The following is a 19,135-nucleotide window of genomic DNA, read 5'->3' as shown; positions in this document are numbered from 1 at the left end:
CTAGCACCTTTGGAGAGTTTACCCTAACCAACTGACATGTCAGTGTCCGCCGCCGCTGCAACCCTAGTCGCAGCCGGCTCGACCATGGGAGAGACTTGCTAAATGAGCGCTACCAAATTCAAGACGCGCCGCGTCGGGACCACCAACCTCGAAGTGACCGAACTCGGACTGGGCAGCGCGACGCTCGCCAGCATCTTCCAGGCCGTTCCGGATGATCAGGCGCGGGCCACGGTGAGCGCGGGCCTCGACGCGGGTATCAACTATTTCGACACGGCGCCGCAATATGGCTACGGCCGCGCCGAGCATCTGGTGGGTGATGCCCTGCGCTTCCGCCCGGAGCCTAAAATACTCTCGACCAAGGTCGGCAGACTGCTGCGCCCCGTGCAATCGGAAGCTGAGCGCGACTACGGCCACGCATGGGTCAACCCGTTCCCGTTCGAGCAGGTGTACGACTACACATATGCCGGTGTGATGAAGTCATACGAGCACAGCCTGGCACGGCTGGGACTGAGCAAGATCGACATCCTGTTTGTCCACGATATCGGGGTCGCGACCCACGGCGCGGAGCAGAACGCCATCTACTGGAGGCAACTGGCCGAAGGCGGTTACCGCGCGCTGACCGAACTGAAGGCGTCGGGCAAGGTGTCGGCAATCGGGCTTGGCGTCAACGAATGGGAAGTCCTGATGGACGCGTTCGAACTGGGCGACTGGGACGTCTTCCTGCTCGCCGGCCGCTATACGCTGCTGGAGCAGACCTCGCTGAACCCGTTCCTCTCGACCTGCCTCAAGCGCAACGCTTCGGTTGTCGTCGGCGGGCCGTTCAATGGCGGCGCTCTGATGGGCACGGGCATGTGGAACTACGCCAAGGCGCCTGAGCACGTGATCCAGCGCGTGGCCGACCTCAACGCCACCTGCGCCGAATTCGGCGTGCCGCTCGGCGCCGCAGCCCTGCAATTCCCGCTGGCCCACAAGGCCGTCTGCAACGTGCTCCCCGGCCCCAAATCGCCGGCAGAGCTGGATGGCATTTTGAACTGGTGGAACACCAAGATTCCCGACGGACTCTGGGATGCCTTGGCCGACCGCAAGTTCGTCGCGCCAGGTACGCCGTTGCCGAACGGGCGCACTGCTTAGGTGAAGACGCCTGCCAAGGTCCTGATGATGGACGTAGACGGAGTGCTGGTCAGCGGCCGCCCAAGCGACGGCCGGCATCTGTTCGCCGAACTCGAGAGAGACCTCGGTTTGTCGCCCGACAAGCTTCGGGAAACTTTCTTCGCGCCATTCTGGGAGGCCATCGTTACCGGCCGCGAAGGACTGACCGAGCGATTGGCACCAGTGCTCGCGGAGATCGCGCCAAGGGTCTCCACAGAAAGGCTGATAGCCTACTGGTTCGAAAATGACTCGAGAGTGGATGAGGGTGTGCTGGCGGCCTTGGCTCAGTATCGCCAACGCGGCGTGCCGGTGTTCCTCGCGACGAACCAGGAGCATATGCGCGCCGACTACCTCATGAAGAAAGTTGGCCTGGTCAACCATGTAGACGGCATCATCTACTCAGCCGCACTTGGTCACCGGAAGCCCGACGCCGAGTTTTTCGACCGAGCTGCAGCGATCGCGGGAGCTGAGCCGGAAGACCTCGTGCTCGTCGACGACACTCTTGCAAATGTAGAGGGTGCCAGGAGACGCGGATGGGGTGCCGTTCACTGGACCGGCGAGCAAGCATTGACCGACGCGTTAGCGCCATTCTTAGGCTGATACCAAGAGCCCGGCCGCCTCTTCGAGATAGTGGCGGCGAATGCCGAAATAGGCTTTGGCGTCGGCCAGCTTCTGCAGCGCGGCGGGGTCCCTGCCCCGCTTGGTGCGGGTGCCGACGATAAGCACGTTCTTGGGCGTATGGAGGTCCGAGATGAACTCGAAGACCTTGGTGCTGTAGCCAAAATACTCAAGGATCATGGCGCGCATCGCGTCGGTGACCATCTCGGCCTGCCGTTCGACGAAGATGCCATGCTTCATCAGGAAATCGAGGTCGTTGCCGGTATTGGCCGTCTCGATCTCGCGCCGGATCTGCTTGTGGCAGCACGGCGCAACGACGATCAGTTCAGCTTCCGCGGCGATGCCCTTCGCGATGGCATCATCGGTCGCGGTATCGCAGGCGTGGAGAGCGATCAGCACGTCGGCGCCGGTGGAATCATAGTTCTCGATGGTGCCGGGAACGAATTCCAAGTTGGCGACGCCGGTGCGCTCGGCAATGTCGTTGCAGAGCGTCACGAGGTCAGGCCGGAACTCGACGCCGACGACCTCAGTCGGGAAATGCAGGGTGTTGGCGAGATAGTCGGCGACGGCGAAGGTCAAATAGCCCTTGCCGGCGCCCATATCGACGAGCTTGCGCAGCCGGTCTTTCGGAATCGCCTTGAGGAGCGGCGCGAGGATTTCAACGTAGCGGTTGATCTGGCGGAACTTGTCGCCGGAGTTCTTCAGCACGGTACCATCGGCATCGGTGACGCCGAGCGCGGTGAGATAGGATTTGCCACCGGCGGGGATCAGGCGGGTTTTGCTGCGATCATGCGCCAGCGACGGCGGTGCCTTGCTGGTGGGAGCGGTTTGCTTCAGCCGAGGCGCCTTGCCCTGCGTATCGAGCAAAAGATCGAAGCCGGTGGTGAAGAGATAGCCTTGTTGAAAATCCGTCGTCAGTGCCTTGCGCAACTGCCCGATTGCACCGGCCGGCGGATGGTTCTGCACCAGGTCTTTGGTCTGGTGATGCATGGTGAAGCCGAGCTTCACATCGCCCCGGATCAACACCGGCTTGATGTCGACGCTCTTCAGCGTCTCGTCGGGGCCTACGGGATTGCGCAACGCCAGCCGCACGAAACTGCCATCGGCGACGGCGGTCTCAAGTGTGGCAAGGAACTGATCGAGTTTGCTGAGCGTGCTATCCATTCATGCGATATAGGCGCACGCCGCGCAAAACGCTACCGCACTACTCGCTCGAATTGTCGATCTTGCCGAGCACGTCCTTGACCTTGGAGTTGATCTGGTCGAGCGAGTACGGCTTGGGCAGGAACTCGACGCTCTGGTTGTCGGCGATATCCTGGCGCACGTTTTCCTCGGCATAGCCGGAAACGAAGATCACCTTCAGCTCCGGCATCCGCTGGCGCACTTTGGTGAGGAGCGTCGGCCCGTCCATTTCCGGCATGACGACGTCCGAGATCATCAGGTCGATCTTGTAGTCGAGCTCATCGAGCACATCGAGCGCTTCTTCCCCGCCGTCGGCCTCGAACACCTCGTAGCCGGTGGCGCGCAGGGCGCGGGCGGAGAAGGCGCGGACGCTATCCTCGTCCTCGACGATGAGGATGCGCTCGTGCCCGGTGAGATCCTTGACCGGCGCGGCAACCACCTTAACTGGCGCTTCGCCTTCGGTGGGGATGTGCCGCGGCAGGAAGATGCGGAAATTGGTACCCTTGCCGACAACCGAGTCCGGGTAGATGAAGCCGCCGGTCTGCTTGATGATGCCATAGACCGTCGACAAGCCGAGCCCGGTGCCCTTGCCCAGCTCCTTGGTTGAAAAGAACGGCTCGAAGATTTTCTCGAGCACTTCGGGCGGCATGCCGGTGCCGGTGTCTTCGACCTCGATCAGTACGTATTCGGCCGGGGGCATACCCGTGTAAGTGAGGCCAGCGGCTTCGGATTCGGTCACATTGCGGGTGCGGATGGTGATGCTGCCGCCATTGGGCATGGCATCGCGGGCGTTGACCACAAGGTTAACCACCACCTGCTCAAGCTGCACGAGGTCTGCCTTGACCGGCCAGACAGAGCGGCCATGCTCGACGCCCAGGGTGATCTGCTCGCCAATCAGGCGCTTCAGCAGCACCGTCAGGTCATCGACGTGGCCGGGGATCTCTAGCACCTGCGGTCGGAGCGTCTGCCTGCGCGAGAAAGCCAGGAGCTGGCGGGTAAGGCCGGCGGCGCGGTTGGCGCTGTTCTTGATCGACATCAGGTCGGCGAAGGAGGGATCGCCGGGCTTGTGCTTGAGGAGCAAGAGGTCGGAGAACCCGATGATGGCAGTGAGCACGTTGTTGAAATCGTGCGCCACGCCGCCGGCCAGCTGGCCCACGGCCTGCATCTTCTGGCCCTGCGCGAACTGCGCCTCGAGCTTGCGCTGCTCGGTCATATCCAGCGCATAGACGTTGACCCGCTCGTCAGAACCCTCGACTTCTTCTGAGCCCGAGACATAGAGCCGGACTGCCTGGTCGCCGCCATTGGGGAGGGTGGCATCGACCGGCTCGATTTCGGAGCGTTCGGAGACAGCGGCGGCAACGGCTTTGCCAAATCCCTCGCGGCTCGCCTCACCGATCAGATCGGCCATCGGCTTCAGGTCGATAGAAGCCTCGCCGCCGGCCCAACCGAAAATCCGGCTGAACGGCGCGTTGGTGCGGACGATGCGGCCGGCTTTGTCGAGCGTGGCGATAGCGAAGGGCGTGTCGTTGAAAAAGCGCGAGAAACGCACTTCAGAGGCGCGCAGGGCCTCTTCCTTGTCGGCGCCGTGGCGGCGGTCGAGAACCAGCGTACGGGTTTCACCCAATTCGCCATCGGCGAGGCGGGCTGCGCGGTGCATCAGGCGGACGGGAAAGCTGGTGCCGTTGCGGCGGACGAGGTCGATATCGATGATCTCGGTGCGGATTTCACCATCGCTGCGGCCGCGCATCAGGAGGCTGGCGCCATCGCCGCGCACCACATCGTCGAGCCGGATCGCATCGCTCTCGAATTCGGCAAGGTCGTAACCAAGCCAGTCGGCCAGCGTCGAGTTGAGGTACTGGATCCGGCCCTTGGCATCGGCGGAAAAGAACCCGGCAGGCGCGTGGTCCAGATAGTCGATGGCGCGCTGCAACTCGAGAAAGGCATTGTCCTGCCGCTCGCGGTCGCGGGTGATATCCTCCACCGACCAGAGGACCAGCGGCTTGCCGCTGCCATCGATTTCCGGCAGAGCGCGGACGCTGACGCGATACCATGATGGCTTGGCGCTGCCACCGGCTGAACCGCCCAGACCGCCGACGATGCGCACGTCCTCGGATGCCGGACGGCCATCTCTGGCAGCACGCGAGATGCGGTAGATGGCTTCGCTGGCTTCTGGCTGGCCAGCGAACAGACGGGGCACCGAAACCGGTACGCCGTCGCTGACGCCACCGGCAAACTCGCCATAGTGCGCATTGACGTAGGAGATCTTGCCGTCTCGATCGGTAACGACAGCGCCGAACGGCAGGCTGTCGACGACGACGCGGCTAAGCGAGGTTCCCTCTTCCGAGCCGCCGAGGCGAAACAATCCCGCGGCAATGCCGAACAGGCAGAACACGCCGACCACTGCGAGCAGGCCAAGGAAGATCAGAATGAGGTCGGGTGGGATGTGATCGCCCATGGTGGAGAGCAGCACGGCCACGAGAATGAAGAACGCCGCCAGCGCCACAACGCGCCAAAGGCCGGTGCTTCCTCTGGCCCGGCTCAGCAGCGGGTTGGGATAGTTGTCTTCGTCGAGCGGCAACGGTGCCATGCGCTGGTCAGGTCCCCGAAAATCACGGCGAATCAGGCACTCAAAGGTCTAGCAAATGGGCTCGTCGGTTGGGTAGCAGCAAAGGGGTTATCCCCGATCTGCGCGACACGATTGTGGCGAGCGCCTAGCCCGCCGTGCGCCAACCCCTGGATTTCTTGAGCCGCATCACAAAGCCGATGACTTCGGCCACAGCCTTGAAATGCTCGCCCGGAATGCTCTCGTCAACATCGACCGCCGCATAGAGCGCGCGGGCCAGCGGCGGGTTCTCGACGATGGGCACATCGTGTTGCCTGGCGAGTTCGCGGATACGCAGAGCAATGGCGTCTGCGCCTTTGGCGACACATTGCGGCGCGCTCATCGTGCTGTCGTACTTCAGCGCCACCGCATAGTGGGTCGGGTTGGTGATGATCACTGTCGCCTTGGGCACGTTAGCCATCATGCGCTTGCGCGCCCGCTCGTGCCGGATCTGGCGAATACGGCCTTTGACCTTGGGATCGCCTTCCTGCTGTTTGTACTCGTCCCGAGTCTCCTGGACCGTCATCTTGAGCCGGCTCCACCAACGGTTGCGCTGGTAGACGTAGTCGGCAATGGCGATGATGGTGATGATGGCGAGCACCGCGCCAAAAATCTTCATGGAAAGCTCCATGAAATCGGTGAGGATCGCCGCCACATCGAGCGTCGCGGTGGCTTCGAGCTTGTCAAACTCGGGTGCCAGCACGAACCACAGCACGGCCGACACCAGCCCGAGTTTCAGCAGCCCTTTGACGAAGTTGACCAGGGCATCGCGTGAGAACAGCCGCTTGGCGCCCTCCAGCGGGTTGATCTTGGAGAGCTTGGGCCTGAGCGGCTCCAACGAAAGCAAGGGGCGGTGCTGGATCAGGTTTCCGGCGACGGCGAAGGCGGTCAGGATGGCGCAGGGGACCAGCGCCACCATGAGGATAGAGGACGCGAGGCTGCCCCAGAACGCATTGAGCGCCTGGCTGCCGACCTCGTATTTTTCGGCATTGCCCATCAAAATGGCGAAAGTCGACATCAGGCTCTGGCTGGTCGGAACCGCCAGCATAGCAAACACCAGGGCGGAGCCTGAGAGCAGGAACCAGGTGTTGACCTCCTGGCTCTTGACCACATCGCCCTTTTCATGGGCGTCACGGAGCTTTTTTTCCGAAGGGTCTTCGGTTTTTGATGACTGTTCCGGTGCGTCGTCGCTCATCTCAGGCGACGCCGCGCAGCATGGCGAGCGTCGACTCGAAATGCATCAGGTAGAGACCCATCATCATCGAGAGCAGCAACGCCATCAGGAGCAGGCCCACGCCAATAGTGGCAGGCATGGCGAGAAAGTAGACCTGCAATTGGGGCATGAGCCGGCCCAGAATCCCGAGGCCCAGGTTGAACACCAGCCCGAAGATGATGAAGGGCGCCGACATCTGAACCCCAACGACGAAAGCCGAAGCGATGACTTCGATCACCGTCTCCGCCGCATCGCCGAACATCAGCGGCTCCTTGGGCGAAAAGATCATATAGCTGTCGTAGATGGCCGAGATCGCGACGTGATGGAGGTTCGACGCAAAGATCAATGCTACCCCGAGGAACGACAGGAACGCGCCAATCAAGGCGCCCTGCGCCCCGCCATTGGTTGGATCGGCCGCCTGCGCCAGCGAGATTCCCGCCGATGACGCAATGATGGCGCCGGCAACCTGCGCACTCATCACCGAAAGCCGCGCGATGGCTCCGATGAGCAGCCCGATCGCGATCTCGTGCAACACTACGACAATGGTGGCGAAAATATCGGCCGGTGGCGGCGGAAGTTGGGGCGAAATACCGGGATAGAGGACGAGCGAGAGTGCCAGCCCGAAAGTCAGACGTAAACGCGCCGGAATCGTCGTCTCGCCCAATGCCGGAATGAGCATCAGGGCCGAGCCAACGCGCGCGAAAATCAGGATGAAGAAGTACGCAGTCTCGGGCAGCCAGTTGAGCGAGATCATGCTGCTCAGCCGCCCGCTATGACCATATCCGCAAGCCGGGTCATGTAGTTGCCGAGCGTCGCCCCCATGAAGGGCAACGTGATGATCATGGTCACGAAGATCGCAAGGATTTTCGGAACAAACACCAGGGTCTGTTCCTGGATTTGGGTGAGGGCCTGAAACAGCGCCACCACCACGCCGACCACGAGCCCGACGATCATCATCGGCGCCGCGACAATAATCATCACCCAGGTGCCGTCACGGGCCAGATCGAGAATTACAGGTCCGGTCATGAGTCGCGCTCCTGCGCCAGTGGCTATCCTTGGCGGATAGAGATACCGAGTCGGCTCGTTGCAGAAGGCCTAGATCGGCATCCGCATGATTTCTTCGTAGGCGGAAATGACCCGGTCACGAACGGTAACCATGGTCTCCATCGCCAATTCCGTCTGGCTGATCGCGGTGACGACATCGACCATGTCGCCCTTGCCGTTAACGACATCCATCGCCTTGGCGTCCGAAGTCTTTCCGGAATCGACCACGCCCTAGACAGCCTGGCTCAACAGTTTGCCGAAGTCCTGTCCACCACCGGTGGAGGCGACCTGATCGACGGCGGGCGACTTCAGCGCCTGGGTCATCAGCTTGGCGGCGTTGGAATAGGCGGCAGCGGCAGCGTTCAGTGGGATTGCCATCAGTCAGATCCTCAGCCCTTGAGCAGGTCGATGGTCTGGCCCAGCATCTGCCGGGTAACCGTGACGACGTTAAGATTGGCCTCGTAGCTACGCTGGGCCTCGCGCATGTCCATCGTCTCGATCAAGGCGTTCACGTTGGGGTACTTCACGTAGCCATTGGCGTCAGCGGCCGGGTGGCCGGGCTCATAGCGGCTCTGGAACTCGCTCTGGTCGAGCGCGATCTTGCCGATCTTGACCACCTCGCCCCCGATGTCGTTGTCCATCACCGACTTGAAGGTCGGGATCTTGCGCCGGTACGGATCCTCCCCCGGCGTCTTGCCGGCAGAATCCGCATTCGCAAGGTTCTCAGCGAGCACTCGCATCCGCGCCGTCTGGGCGTGAAGGCCGGTTGCAGCGATCCGCATGGAGGAGAGGAAGTCGTTCATCCTGGTGATCCTTGGCCTAAGCCGACTTGCCGAGTGCGGTCTTGATCAGCTTGATCGAGTGCGTGTAGAGCGCCGTGATGGCCTGGTAGTCCATCTGGTTGGAGGTGACCTTCATCATCTCGTCTTCGAGGGAAACCGCATTGCCCTCGGGCGTGACCTCGAAATTATTCGAGACCGTATCGCCGAACCCGTTGATCCCAGCGCTTGACGACACCGAGAAATGCCCCGGCTGCGTCGCAGTGGTCGATACGGTCGCGACCGACAGTGGCTTCATCTGGTCAGAGAACGAGGGCTGCTTCAGATCGCGGCCCTGGTACCCGGGGGTATCCGCATTCGCGACGTTTTCAGCGAGAAGCGTCTGGCGCGCCTGATGCCACTTCATTTTTTCGGTCAATGTGTCGAGCAATGCTAGCTTCATCGAACGGGCCCAGAATCTCCTGCAACTGGGCAAATCCTGCCTATCAGAAGTTAACCACACGTTAACCATGGGGTCCGACAGCCCTGCTGTCTCGCAATCTGCGCAATTTAGGCGCTATGCTCGGCAATAACTGCCCTGCTTCGCGCCAGTGGCCACCCGGCGAGATGGAGACCAAGATGCAATTCCTCACCAGCCTGTTTGGAGAGACCGGCAACACGGTGATTACCACCGCGCTGGCGCTCGGCATCGTGCTCGTCCTCATCGTTCTGGGCCTTTGGGTTCTTAAGGTCACCATGAAATCGACCAGCAAGCTGGGGCGCGGCCGCGCTCGACGACTGACGGTGGTCGACCAGTTGCAGGTCGATGCGCGGCGGCAACTGTTGATTGTCCGCCGGGACGATGTCGAGCATCTGATCCTCACAGGCGGTCCGCAGGACCTCGTGGTGGAAAGCGGCATCGAGGTGCAGCGTCCAGCAACGCCGGCGAGAAGGCCGGGGGTAGTGCCCGAGACTATCGACACGCCAACCGCACCCGTGCCGCCCCGCTCACAGATGGAAAAGCTCAAGGAGATGGCGCGGCCGGACGGCCTGCGCCGGTCACGCTCGCTGCGCCATACCGGCCTGTTGCGGCCGATCAGCACCATGGAACCCGCGATTATTCCCGTACCGCCGATGGCTGGGGATAACTCAGGCCGCTACGAACAAGACTCAGCTACAAGGCCCAGAAGCATCGACGACAAGGGGCGAACTGGTCTTGGAACTGGTCTTGGCGCGACACCCGGCGCATCGCGCGACTCAATCAGCTGACGGACTCCCCGCTTCCGGGGCACCGGCTTCGCGGCACCTCGTTACGAAACGAACCCTGACGCTCATTGCCTTTGTAGGCGCGATCGTCTTGCCCAGTCTGGCCTTCGGTCAGGACGTTTCCATCAGCTTTGGCGACGATGCTAGCGTGACGCAGCGCGCCGTCCAGTTGGTCGGGCTGGTAACGCTTCTGTCTCTGGCGCCGTCGATCCTGGTGATGGTCACCAGCTTCACCCGCATCGTGGTGGTGCTTTCACTGCTGCGCACTGCCATCGGTTTGCAGTCCGCCCCGCCCAACTCGGTAATGGTCAGCCTCGCCTTATTCCTGACGCTGTTCGTCATGGGGCCAACGCTGCAGCAGAGTTACGACAACGGCGTCGCCCCGCTGATTGCCGGGAACATCCAGGTCGAGGAGGCCTTCAACCGCGCCTCGCTGCCGATCCACGACTTCATGGCCGCCAATGTGCGGGAGGAGGACGTGAAGCTCTTTTACGACATGTCGCAGACCGCGCCGCCGGAGGACGCCAAGACGATCCCGCTGCAGATTCTCGTGCCGGCGTTCATGATCTCCGAGCTTCGCCGCGCCTTCGAGATTGGCTTCCTGCTGTTCCTGCCCTTCGTCATCATCGACATGGTGGTCGCGTCGGTCCTGATGTCGATGGGCATGATGATGCTGTCGCCGGTGGTGATCTCCCTGCCCTTTAAGCTGATCTTTTTCGTGCTCGTCGACGGTTGGCACCTCGTCGCGGGCTCGCTGATCCGAAGCTTCGTCGCTCCCGGCAGCTAGGCGGCGTTCGGGGCCTTGGCGCCGTTTGGTGCGATGCTGCCATCGGCGTAGATCGCACGATACGTCGTCAGGAAGGCATCGAGCGGATCGATCCCTGATACCTCGTGCAGCGCCTGGCGGAACTCGGCGCTCTGCGGCGAGATATCGCGCGTCACGAAGTCAAAGAGCGGCCACTCGGCAGAATTGGCCATCTGGTCGCCGAGCTTGGTGCGGAGGCGCGACAGCCCGATCTTGTCGCCTGCCAGCACAAAGCCAACCGCAGCCTTGATGACATTGAGCCGCTCCGCCTGCGTCATCTGCGGCGCGCCGGGCTGCGGGGTGTAGAGCACTTCGAGCAGTTCCGAGGCCAAGGCGTAGTTCTTGGACTTCCAGTAGCCATCGACGCGCAGCAGGTCGGCATCTTTGCCGGTGAGCTTGGAGATCAGGTCAAGCGCAAGGTCCTGCCGCCCGGAATCGATGAGCGCCCGCGCCTCCAGCACGCGGCGTTGCCGGTCGAGCAATGGCGAAAGGTCTGCCATCCGCGTCCGGTTGAGCACGCGCAGCGCGCTCTCAGGGTCGCGGTCGGCAATGCGGATGATCGCGAGGTCAGCGGCCACCTGGGCCTTGGCCACTCCGGCCAGACGGCTATCGACCTGATACTCGAGGAGATCGCCGGCCTGGGTAAGCAAGCCCGCCTTGACCAGCCGGCGCACCAGGTTACGGATCATCTCGTCGCCGCGGGCGCCCGGCGGGGTGAACTCACGGAAATCGTAATAGAGCGACAGCGCGCTCACGTCGTCCAGCGCGTCCGCCGCACCATTGAGATAGAGGTCTTCGAACGTTTGTGATGCGTCCGCGATCAGGCTGCCAACGGCCTCAGAGTTCGGGAAGCTGGTCGAGGCCTGCTTCACCGTGTCAAAGCCGAGCCGGTAGTCCTTGTGCTTGAAGTAGAGCTCGCCGAGCAGCTTCTGCATGTCGGCCTCCAGCCGGCCGCCGCGCCAGGTCATCGCCTCGGTGGCGAGCGTATCGGTGGCTTTGGCGAGATCGATGTCGCCACTCTTTTCGAGCATCAGCAGCGTGCGGTAGACGGCCTCGGCCCGCGTCGGGCGCACATCGGTGGCGATCACCTGGCCATAGCTGTCCAGCGCCTCCTGCTGATGCCCTTCAAGCTCGGCAATGCGGCCCTGCATCAGCTCATAAAGGCTCACTTGATCCAGATCGAGCTTTGCAAACTCGATCTCGCCGATGAGCCGCAGAGCCATCGGCGTATCGCTGGTTTCCACGGCGGCAAGGAGAGCCGCAAACTGGAACTTCTGCTGGATCCAGACAGGATAGCTCGCGACCACCGGTTCGGACGCCAGCGCATCGGCGCGGGCACCGACGAAGTCTCCCCCATCTGCCTTGGCCATTGTGCGCCACATCAAGGCATCCGACTGGTCAGGAAAGCCGTTGCCGTTGAGGATGGTCAGCGCATCGGCATAGCGCCCGGCCAACGTGTCTGCGATCGAGCGCGACAGCATCAGCTTGCGCCGCTGGTCTTCGCTGGAGAGTTCCTTTTCGGCGACGTCGAGGACACCCAGAGCCTCGTAGCTGAGTTGGTTTGCGACGAGCAGATTTGCGAGCTCCAGCCGTGCGACGTCTCGGAGGCGCCCTTCGGCCGATGACGCCTTGCCGATCAATTCCTCACGCTTTTCAGCGAGCTTGCCGAGATCCTGTTCCTGGAACAGCCCAAGATCGACATAGCTTTCTCGCAGGTCCGGGGCGATGCCGGCATCAAGGGTGCGCGCCGCTTCGGCTGCCGACAGCACCAGCCCGTCCTTGCTGCTGATCTGCGCGACCTTGTCGGCGATCGCCACGTCCAGACTATCGGTGAGTGGCTTGATCACGAGGCCATGCGCTGACTGCAGCGCATCGAAATCGACATAGTGCAACTCGCGCACCAGACCTCTGGCGGGCGGCATCACGGTGACGACGCGAAGGGTGTCGCCAACCACGGGATCGCGCAGCATGTGAACCTTGCCGGGCCGCTGCAGATCGGCGGTCATGATGTAGCGGCCATCCTCGCCGCGCGAGCGATCGAGAGTCACCGGCTCGGTAGCGTTGAGCAGCACGTCGCCAAGCGACAGCACCCAGGCCCTGCCCTCTGAGCCGAGGGTTGCGAGCCGATCAGCCGCAAGATCGAGGCGAACGACGGTGGTGTCACCGGCCGCAACAACTTTCAACGAGGACGCGACGCTGGAAAGCGCCTGGGAGGGCGGTGGGTCGGAAATGGACTGATCGGTGTCGAACACCATCCACACCGTGTCGCCACGCCGAAATACGGCGGACGCCGTGTCCTTGGCGAAGGGGAACGAAATGCGGACCGTGTTTCCAGCGGTGGTGACCTGCGGCACGATGGGCGCACCGGCAACTGCGGCGACCTCGCCGCCCGTGCCGTCATTCACATTGGCCGGCTTATCGTCATGACCGGCTTTTGCGGCCGCTTCAGCATCTGCGGCCTGCTTGGCCTTCTTGGCCGCCTCCTCAGCCGCCAGCGCCAGCTTGAGCCCGTCTTCAGCGGCGATGTCGATATCGACGACGAAATTCCTGGGGCTGAGCTCGTAAAAGCGTGGCACCACACCATCGGCCAGTTTCATGGACACCCGCGAGCCTGCCGGGCTGACATCGTTCGTCGCGCTCTTGATCTGCTTGGGCAGATCGGCCTTCAGTTCATAAAGATCCACCGGAACCGGCCAATCGAACATCAGCGCGCCCTCACCACCCGAAAGGGCAAAGCTCGCCTTGGTATCGACGTTCCAATCGAACTCCATGCGGATGAAGGTCGGATTGCGACCCATGCGCACCGTCGCGACCGGCTTCAGCGTCTTGGCTTCCTCGGCCTTGCGGTTCTGTTCGGCAATGATCGCGGCATTCTTGGCGCGTTCTACCAATTGGGCGACGACTTCTGGGGGCAGTGCCGGCGGCATGCCCTGCCAATCGGCGGGCATCAGATCGATGAAGAGCTTCTCGCCCGCCTCCATATGGTTGAGGTTGAACGCCGCGCGGAGCCCGATACGGATGCCTTTGCCGTCGGGATCCTGCCGGGCGATGGTCGCATAACCCGGCATGGTTGCGGCCATGTCGGGAAGCGCAATGCTCACTGGCGACTGGAATTCGATGGCAAGGACGCCATTGTCATATTTGATCTTGTAGGGCGGCAGCTCGATGCGGTCTGGAAAGGTCAGGACCAGCCGGCCAAATCCGGCCTCTTCGGTAGCAAGAATCTGGGCACGGTCAGCGGCGTTCGCCCCGTCGATGAACAACATCCATCCGCAGATGAACGCGAGCAGCAGCGTCAATGCGCGCCACGGGGACGACACGCCCCCTCGCTCTGCTGGTTCGCGACTAATCATGACCGGCTTCTGCCGCTCCGCCTTCTGGTGAAAGCGAGCATAAGGAGGCGGGCTTAACGTGGGGCTAACCGGACCACGTGGGATTGCGCATGAATACTACCCGTCAAACGCGGCCAGGGCGGAGTTGGGCAACCCTACTTCCCGACGATTTGCGGCAGGTTCGCGAGATCGGCGCCGGTCAGGTCGCCGCCGTTCTGTTCGGCCTGCTGTGCGGCCATCCCATCGGTCAGGGCCTTGGCCTTGAGCGGATCCATTTTCGCCAGAATTGGCCCCATCTTCTTGGGATTCATCGCTGAAGCCACCTTGATCAGGAGCGGAGTCTCAAGCTCGTTGAAGATCGTCGCCGCGTCCTTGGGCTTCATCTGCTCGTACATGGCAACGATCGAGGTGAACTGCTGCTGCTCGGCTGACTTCTTTTCCTCGACGAGCGCGTTGACCTTTTCTTCGATGGCCTTGAGTTCCGCCGTGCGATCGTCGAGCTGCTTCTCAGCTGCCTTCAGCAAATCCTCACGCGCGGCAAGTTCGGCCTCGCGCGCATCGAGATTGTCGCGACGTTCGCCGAGGCGCTGCAGCACTGCTGGTTCCGACCCAGCGCTCTCCTGCGAGAGGGGCACGATTTCGCCTTTGGCATTCTTGATCAAGGCAAGAGCGTCGCCCTGCGCATTGGTACCGGGATCAGGAATGCAGTTTGGGGTAGCGGCGGCTGAGGCGGCAGCAGCATCTGCTGGCGTTGCGCCGTGCGCCGACGCATCTGCCGGTGCAGGAGCAGCGCCGGGTGCAGCGCCAGAGGCGGTCGCGTCCGGTTGCGCGACGGTATGCCCGTTGGCGTCCAGGACGGGTTCTTCTCTCGGGCAGAACTGCTGTGCAACAAAGCCGCCATCGGCAGGCACCGTGTCGGCTGGTGCGGCTGCGGGGTCCGCCGGCGCGGCTTCAGCCGTCGCAGCGGCTTCACCGTGCGCGGCAGCCGGGTCGGTGAGCGGCATGGTGGCGCTCTTGTCATCCAGCACCGGCGCCGTGTCGGTCATGGTCGCTTCCTGGGGAAGCGCCATGGTCGGGTCGGTGCTGCCAGGTTGGGCCTCCGCACCGCCACTGGCGGCCGTGTGACCGCCGCCCTCGGCAACCGCGACGCTCGTTCCGGTGAGCACATAGCTGCCAGTCGTAAGGAGGCCGATCCCCTTGAGGATCAGCAGCGCTGTCGTGGCGGCGATGACGACCGGAATGAGCCGAGGTGATTTCACGCGGCGTTGCCCCGGATACGGGGGCGCATCGACAGCTGCTGCAGCGCCGACTGCACCTTGTTGGGCTCGGCGAGGCGATCTTCCATCGGCTGACCGTTGCGCGCCACGCTGGTGATCCGCGCGATCTTGTCCATGATCTGCTGGCCGGCCGTGACATGGTTCGCGAGTTCGATGCCAAAGCGTTCGGCTTCGCCGAGACGGGCTTCGAGTCCGATCTCGGCTTCCTGCGCCGTCGCCTTCAGCTCCTGGATTGCCGCATTGGCGAGAGTGGTTGCCGAGACCAGATCGGCCACCATCTTGCGAAGTTGATCACGATCGCCATGCAGCCGCTTCAGCCGCTGGTTGAGCACGATGCAATACCCGATCGTGGTGGCCAGCAGCACGGCAACCAGTGTCTCGACCAGCATTCCAAGCGACATGCCAAGCATCAGCGCACTTCCTGTTTTTCGTCGATGGCCTCGAAGGCGGCCATGGTCACTTTCGGTGGGTTCAAAGGCCGCGCGACGCGCACCGATACGTTCTTGCCAATGTGACCCATGATGGCATCGGTGAGGTCCGTGTCGCCGCACCGGAGCCGGATCGGATCGCCGGGCGCCCGGTCGAACATTACCGTGTCACCGGGTTGCATCTTCAGCACTCGGCTGAGAGGCAGATCCATTTCGTGGAGGATTGCGTCGATCTCGACATCGGCTGAGTAAATCTCGGTCGCCAGATGCCCTTCCCAGATCGGGTCACGACCAAACTTTTCGCCCATATACATCTGCAGCAGCTGCTCGCGGATGGGCTCAATCGTGGCGTAGGGCAGAAGGATTTCGATCTTGCCGCCGCGGTCGTCCATCTCGATGCGGAGCTCGATCAGGATCGCTGCGTTGGCAGGACGGGAGATGGCGGCAAAACGTGGGTTGGTCTCCAACCGCTCGATCTTGAAGTTTACCGGCGTCAGAGGCTCGAATGCCTTGTGCGTGTCTTCAAGAATAACCTCGATCATCCGCCGGGCGAGCGCCATTTCGATCGTCGTGTACGGCCGTCCCTCAACCCGGATGGTGCCCCCAACGCGGCGGCCGCCGAGCAGCACGTCGATCATCGAGTAGATCAAGGGCGAGTCGACGGTGAGGAGACCGAAATTATCCCATTCCTCAGCCTTGATCACCGAAAGGATCGCAGGCAGCGGGATCGAGTTCAGGTAATCGCCGAAGCGCACCGAGGAGATGGAATCCAGCGCCACTTCGACGTTGTCGGAGGTGAAATTGCGCAGCGAAGTCGTCGCCAGCCGAACCAGCCGGTCGAAGACGATTTCGAGCATCGGCAGGCGTTCGTAGCTGACAAGAGCCGAGTTGATCAGCGCCTGAACGCCGGTGAGCTCCGCGCCGCCCCCGGCATTGGGATCAAATCCGAGAAGGCTGTCGATCTCGTCCTGGTTGAGGACGCGGTCGCCGGTCCCTTCAGCGGCCTCGTCGTTTTGCAGCATTGCCGCCCAGTCGGCGGTAGCGTCGTCGCTGTCCTCGGTGGCCTCTGCTGGTGAGGCATCGAGAATTTCGGCACCAAGGCCCCAGTCGTCCGAGAGTTTGTCCTGCTCGCCCGGGCCGGCCATTACTGCACCAGGATTTCTTTGAACAGGATGCTGACCACCTGTTGAGGGAAGATCGCGATATTGACGCGCCGGCGCAGCTCTTCCTTGAGACGATAGATACCAGCCGATCCCTCGAGGTCGCTGACCCGGAGCTCACGCAGATAGACCTGGAAGGCGTCGACCACTTTGGCCATGCGCGGCTGGATCTCGGTCATCACCTCTTCATTGGCCACTTCGAGCGCAATGGTCAGCTTCATGAACTGCGCAGCGCCGCCGTCGGCACTGAGATTTACGGTCATGGTGGGCAGATTGAAGATGAAGGTCTCAGGAGCTGCGGCAAGCTCGCCTTCGTGCGCAGCATCCTTGCCACCTGAAAAGAACAGGAAATAGGCAGCCCCGCCCACCCCGAGCAGCACCACCACCGCGCCGATGATGGCGATGAGCATGATGGGCAGCTTCTTCTTGGCCGCTGGTGCGCCTTCACCCGCTTCGATTTCGGCTTCCGCGGCCATACCCAAGACTCCAGGGCGCACCGGACGATTCCGCTGCTGCAAGGAGCTAAGCGCCCGAGGGTTAACGATTGGTTACGATACGCCCCAGACCGGCACAAATTGCCGGGCAGTTTTTACCGCCGACCGCCCTGAGCAGCGGTTCCTGCCTGGTGCATCCGCAGTCTAAACCATTGATGAATAACGATATCCAGACTTGGCATGGTTGCTGCAATGTTAACAGCGAGCCGGACGGCCTGGGGAGGTCGGATGGTTCTGGGACGTAACGGGGACTCTGCGCCATGGAAAATGCGCAACTCATCAGCTTGTCGCGCCAGGTCGCCTTGCAGCGGCAGATGGACGTGGTGGCCAACAATATCGCCAACATCAACACAACCGGTTTCAAATCCGAGCAGTTGCTGTTCGAGCAGTACATGATGCCTGTCGCCAAGGATAAGGACTTCTCCTTTCCCGACCAGCAGCTGAGCTTTACCGACGACTGGACCACCATTCACGACATGTCGGGCGGCCCCCTGTCACAGACCGGCAATCCGCTCGACGTCGCGCTCGAAGGTAAAGGCTTCTTCGTGGTCAACACGCCGCAAGGCGAACGCTGGACCCGCGCCGGGTCCTTCGCCATCAACTCCGCCGGCACCCTGGTCGATCTCGATGGCAACCCGGTGATGTCCGAAGGCGGCGAGGTCAAGTTCTCAAATAACGAAACCGACATTGCCATCGGCACCGACGGTTCGATTTCAAGCAGCGCCGGCGTCAAGGGCAAGCTGCGGGTCGTCGAGTTTGATGATCCGCAGGCCACGGTGCGCGAAGGCAACAACCTCTATTCCGGCGGCACTCCCGTCGCGGCCACGCAGACCCGCGTCGTGCAGGGCGCAATCGAAAAGTCCAACGTCTCAGGCGTTGGTGAAATGACCGAGATGATCCGGGTGCAGCGCGCCTACGAGAACATCGCCTCGCTCATGCAGGAGCAGGACGACATGCGCCGTTCGGCAATTCAACGCCTCGGCTCGCTGGCCGCGTAAGGAGATTTCGACATGCAGGCTCTCTATATCGCTTCCAGTGGCATGGCCGCTCAGGAACGCAACGTCGAGGTGATCTCCAACAATATCGCCAACATGCGGACCACTGGCTACAAGCGCCAGCGCGCCGAGTTCCAGGACCTGCTCTACCAGAGCTTCCGCCGCGCCGGTTCGACCACCTCGGCCACCGGCACCGAAGTACCCGTTGGCATCGAGATCGGCTCGGGCGTCAAGACTGCTGCCACACCGCGCGTCATGAGCCAGGGCGACGTGGCGCCGACGGAAAAGGAACTCGATATCGCCATCCGTGGCGAGGGCTTCTTCGCCGTGTCCCTGCCCGACGGCCGTACCGGCTACACCCGTGACGGCTCGTTCGAACGTGACTCCAGCGGCCAGCTGGTCAACGTGGACGGCTATACCATCCAGCCGGGCATCGTCATTCCGAGCACCGCCAACTCCGTCTCCATCGCCCCTGATGGGACCGTCGAGGCCTACCTCAACAACTCGACCACCCCGACGACCCTGGGCCAGTTGCAGATCGCTCGCTTTGCCAACAAGGCGGGTCTCGAATCGATTGGTAACAACATGTTCGTCGAAACCGGCGCCAGCGGCCCGGCACAGAGCGGCACTCCGAACTCGGATGGCATGGGCGACCTGCTCCAGGCCTATCTCGAAAGCTCGAACGTCAACTCCGTCACGGAAATCGCTGACCTGATCGCCGCTCAACGCGCCTACGAGATGAACGCCCGCGTCATTACCGGCGCCGACGAGATGCTCCAGGCCACGACGCAGATGCGCTGATAGGGGACCCT

General features: G+C 62.3%; 20 protein-coding genes. 6 read left to right on the top strand and 14 right to left on the bottom strand.

Going from position 1 to position 19,135, the window contains the following annotated elements:
* The first annotated feature begins 102 nt into the window (after window positions 1-102).
* Window positions 103-1,131 (top strand): aldo/keto reductase, encoded by a 1,029-nt coding sequence (locus ACO06J_RS05000; RefSeq protein WP_421759603.1) that lies wholly within the window; start codon window positions 103-105, stop codon window positions 1,129-1,131.
* 24 nt (window positions 1,132-1,155) lie between these two features.
* Entirely contained in the window at window positions 1,156-1,749 is a 594-nt protein-coding gene (locus ACO06J_RS04995) for an HAD family hydrolase (protein WP_421762451.1), read from the top strand.
* Here the strand turns inward: ACO06J_RS04995 and ACO06J_RS04990 are convergent.
* From ACO06J_RS04990 to flgB, 9 genes are all read right to left on the bottom strand, one after another.
* A complete protein-coding gene (locus ACO06J_RS04990) occupies window positions 1,741-2,931 on the bottom strand; it encodes a class I SAM-dependent methyltransferase (RefSeq protein ID WP_421759602.1) in 1,191 nt (396 codons plus the stop codon). The genes ACO06J_RS04995 and ACO06J_RS04990 overlap by 9 nt on opposite strands.
* A gap of 40 nt (window positions 2,932-2,971) precedes the next feature.
* On the bottom strand, window positions 2,972-5,536 hold the full coding sequence (gene cckA, locus ACO06J_RS04985) for a cell cycle histidine kinase CckA (protein WP_421759601.1): 2,565 nt from the start codon (window positions 5,534-5,536) through the stop codon (window positions 2,972-2,974).
* 124 nt (window positions 5,537-5,660) lie between these two features.
* Complete coding sequence (flhB, locus tag ACO06J_RS04980; RefSeq protein WP_421759600.1) at window positions 5,661-6,746, bottom strand: flagellar biosynthesis protein FlhB; 1,086 nt, start codon at window positions 6,744-6,746, stop codon at window positions 5,661-5,663.
* Between the two features lies 1 nt (window position 6,747).
* Window positions 6,748-7,518, bottom strand: coding sequence for a flagellar biosynthetic protein FliR (gene fliR, locus ACO06J_RS04975; protein WP_421759599.1), 771 nt, complete (start codon window positions 7,516-7,518; stop codon window positions 6,748-6,750).
* Between the two features lie 5 nt (window positions 7,519-7,523).
* Window positions 7,524-7,790, bottom strand: coding sequence for a flagellar biosynthesis protein FliQ (gene fliQ, locus ACO06J_RS04970; protein WP_421759598.1), 267 nt, complete (start codon window positions 7,788-7,790; stop codon window positions 7,524-7,526).
* A 69-nt stretch (window positions 7,791-7,859) separates the two neighbouring features.
* The gene (locus ACO06J_RS04965; protein ID WP_421759597.1) at window positions 7,860-8,036 is read right to left on the bottom strand and encodes a flagellar hook-basal body complex protein FliE; all 177 of its coding nucleotides are present in this window, start codon (window positions 8,034-8,036) and stop codon (window positions 7,860-7,862) included.
* A 3-nt stretch (window positions 8,037-8,039) separates the two neighbouring features.
* A complete protein-coding gene (locus tag ACO06J_RS04960; RefSeq protein ID WP_421759596.1) occupies window positions 8,040-8,186 on the bottom strand; it encodes a hypothetical protein in 147 nt (48 codons plus the stop codon).
* A gap of 11 nt (window positions 8,187-8,197) precedes the next feature.
* Complete coding sequence (gene flgC / locus ACO06J_RS04955) at window positions 8,198-8,611, bottom strand: flagellar basal body rod protein FlgC (RefSeq protein ID WP_421759595.1); 414 nt, start codon at window positions 8,609-8,611, stop codon at window positions 8,198-8,200.
* A 16-nt stretch (window positions 8,612-8,627) separates the two neighbouring features.
* Window positions 8,628-9,029: a flagellar basal body rod protein FlgB gene (gene flgB, locus ACO06J_RS04950; RefSeq protein WP_421759594.1), complete on the bottom strand. Its 402-nt coding sequence runs from the start codon at window positions 9,027-9,029 to the stop codon at window positions 8,628-8,630.
* A 176-nt stretch (window positions 9,030-9,205) separates the two neighbouring features.
* On the opposite strand from flgB, the gene ACO06J_RS04945 reads away from it, so the two are divergent.
* Together ACO06J_RS04945 and fliP are read left to right on the top strand one after the other, a co-directional pair.
* A complete protein-coding gene (locus ACO06J_RS04945) occupies window positions 9,206-9,835 on the top strand; it encodes a hypothetical protein (RefSeq protein ID WP_421759593.1) in 630 nt (209 codons plus the stop codon).
* An 88-nt stretch (window positions 9,836-9,923) separates the two neighbouring features.
* Window positions 9,924-10,619 (top strand): flagellar type III secretion system pore protein FliP, encoded by a 696-nt coding sequence (gene fliP, locus ACO06J_RS04940; protein WP_421759592.1) that lies wholly within the window; start codon window positions 9,924-9,926, stop codon window positions 10,617-10,619.
* Here the strand turns inward: fliP and ACO06J_RS04935 are convergent.
* The 5 genes from ACO06J_RS04935 to ACO06J_RS04915 all read right to left on the bottom strand — a co-directional run bounded on the left by ACO06J_RS04935 (window position 10,616) and on the right by ACO06J_RS04915 (window position 17,310).
* Window positions 10,616-13,990: a hypothetical protein gene (locus ACO06J_RS04935; protein WP_421759591.1), complete on the bottom strand. Its 3,375-nt coding sequence runs from the start codon at window positions 13,988-13,990 to the stop codon at window positions 10,616-10,618. The two genes, fliP and ACO06J_RS04935, sit on opposite strands and share 4 nt — an antisense overlap.
* A 134-nt stretch (window positions 13,991-14,124) precedes the next feature.
* Window positions 14,125-15,228, bottom strand: a complete 1,104-nt coding sequence (locus tag ACO06J_RS04930; RefSeq protein WP_421759590.1) for a MotE family protein — start codon at window positions 15,226-15,228, stop codon at window positions 14,125-14,127.
* Window positions 15,225-15,656, bottom strand: coding sequence for a DUF6468 domain-containing protein (locus ACO06J_RS04925; RefSeq protein WP_421759589.1), 432 nt, complete (start codon window positions 15,654-15,656; stop codon window positions 15,225-15,227). The genes ACO06J_RS04930 and ACO06J_RS04925 overlap by 4 nt, the downstream gene beginning before the upstream one ends.
* Window positions 15,656-16,819, bottom strand: coding sequence for a flagellar motor switch protein FliM (gene fliM / locus ACO06J_RS04920; protein WP_421759588.1), 1,164 nt, complete (start codon window positions 16,817-16,819; stop codon window positions 15,656-15,658). The genes ACO06J_RS04925 and fliM overlap by 1 nt, the downstream gene beginning before the upstream one ends.
* Window positions 16,819-17,310: a flagellar basal body-associated FliL family protein gene (locus tag ACO06J_RS04915; RefSeq protein ID WP_421759587.1), complete on the bottom strand. Its 492-nt coding sequence runs from the start codon at window positions 17,308-17,310 to the stop codon at window positions 16,819-16,821. Before ACO06J_RS04915 ends, fliM begins: the two co-directional genes overlap by 1 nt.
* A gap of 278 nt (window positions 17,311-17,588) precedes the next feature.
* On the opposite strand from ACO06J_RS04915, the gene flgF reads away from it, so the two are divergent.
* Together flgF and flgG are read left to right on the top strand one after the other, a co-directional pair.
* A complete protein-coding gene (gene flgF, locus ACO06J_RS04910; RefSeq protein ID WP_421759586.1) occupies window positions 17,589-18,326 on the top strand; it encodes a flagellar basal-body rod protein FlgF in 738 nt (245 codons plus the stop codon).
* A 12-nt stretch (window positions 18,327-18,338) separates the two neighbouring features.
* A complete protein-coding gene (gene flgG / locus ACO06J_RS04905; RefSeq protein ID WP_421759585.1) occupies window positions 18,339-19,124 on the top strand; it encodes a flagellar basal-body rod protein FlgG in 786 nt (261 codons plus the stop codon).
* Window positions 19,125-19,135 lie beyond the last annotated feature (11 nt).

This window comes from Devosia sp. (assembly GCF_965229025.1).
Lineage (GTDB): Bacteria > Pseudomonadota > Alphaproteobacteria > Rhizobiales > Devosiaceae > Devosia_A.
Note: the sequence above shows the minus strand (reverse complement) of the source record. Positions and strands in the feature narration are given on the sequence as shown.